1 protein-coding gene and 1 pseudogene are annotated in these 1,190 nt (G+C 68.8%); both read right to left on the minus strand.

The genetic code is table 11. The annotated features are described in order from the left end of the window. Window positions 1–4: 4 nt before the first annotated feature. Window positions 5–492: IS110 family transposase (locus tag MW084_RS06880; RefSeq protein WP_275563519.1), on the minus strand; the 488-nt coding region annotated here is incomplete at its 3' end. A gap of 263 nt (window positions 493–755) precedes the next feature. Next, window positions 756–993 (minus strand): annotated as a pseudogene (locus MW084_RS06885) (chorismate mutase); the annotation flags it as partial. Window positions 994–1,190: the final 197 nt, after the last annotated feature.

Raw genomic sequence — 1,190 nt, forward strand, 5'->3', positions numbered from 1 at the left:
AANNTNACGGACCTCGCCGGGTGCGGTGACGATGAGCGTGCGGATCTGATTGATCGTCTGGGTACGGGACTTGATGGCCGAACGGCGGACCACGCGCAGGGAGCGGATCGCCTCTACGACGCCGTCGCGCGTCTTCGGCGTACCACCGGCCCGGCCGGAGAGCACGGCGGTGGCTGCGGCGTAGGCATCGACGGGGTCGGACTTTCCGTTGGCACGCCTGGCCCGCCGGTCGGGCCGGTCCACGTCGATGACGGTGACCTGGTTCGCCCGCAGGTACCGCGCCAGTTCGGCGCCGTAGGCACCTGTGCCCTCGACGCCGACGGCCATGAGGTCACCGTGCGAACGCAGCCAGTCCAGCAGGCGGCGGTAGCCGGCGGGGCTGGTGGGGAACGCCTCGGTGGCGAGGTGGCGACCGATGGAGTCGATCACGGCGGCCTGGTGGAAGTCGGTGTGGGTGTCCACGCCGCCGACCACCGCTATCTCGTCTGCCATGCTGACTGCTGCTGTCCTTCCGTGCGACGCGCGAGGGATGACACGCGCCGGTCGGGCGACAGGACAAGACTGTGATGGGACCTTTGGCCGGGCTCCTATGAAGTCACAGACGCCCGACCGGCCGCGTGCATGGCGGCACCGCCCGGACGGCCGACGATTCAACCGCAGGACAGCCGGAGCGTCAGTCAGTCGGAGGGTCAGACCCCCGAGCGGTGCCATCTTCATCCTCACAGTCAGCCGGGGGTGTGGTGGGTGGTGGGGGNCGGTGGCGATGCGTTCGTGGTGGCGGATGACTTCGGCGATGATGAAGTTGAGGAGTTTCTCGGCGAACGCGGGGTCGAGGTTGGCGGTTTCGGCGAGTTGGCGGAGGCGTGCGATTTGGCGGGCCTCGCGTGGGGGGTCGGCGGGTAGGTGGTGGCGGGCTTTGAGGAGGCCGACCTGCTGGGTGCATTTGAAGCGTTCGGCGAGCATGTGGACGACGGCTGCGTCGATGTTGTCGATGCTTTCGCGGAGGCGGTTGAGTTCGGCGGTGACGGCTTGGTCGGTGCCGTTGGCGTCGTCGGTGCCGTCGGTGCCGTCGGTGCCGTCGGTAGTGACGGCTTGGTCGGTGCCGTCGGTGGTGGCGGCTTGGNNGGTGTCGTCGGCGTCGTCGGTGGTGTGGGGGGTGTCGGGGTGGTGGATCTCAGTCGTGGCAGCAT

The sequence above is a fragment of the Streptomyces sudanensis genome, from assembly GCF_023614315.1.
GTDB classification, from domain to species: Bacteria; Actinomycetota; Actinomycetes; order Streptomycetales; family Streptomycetaceae; genus Streptomyces; species Streptomyces sudanensis.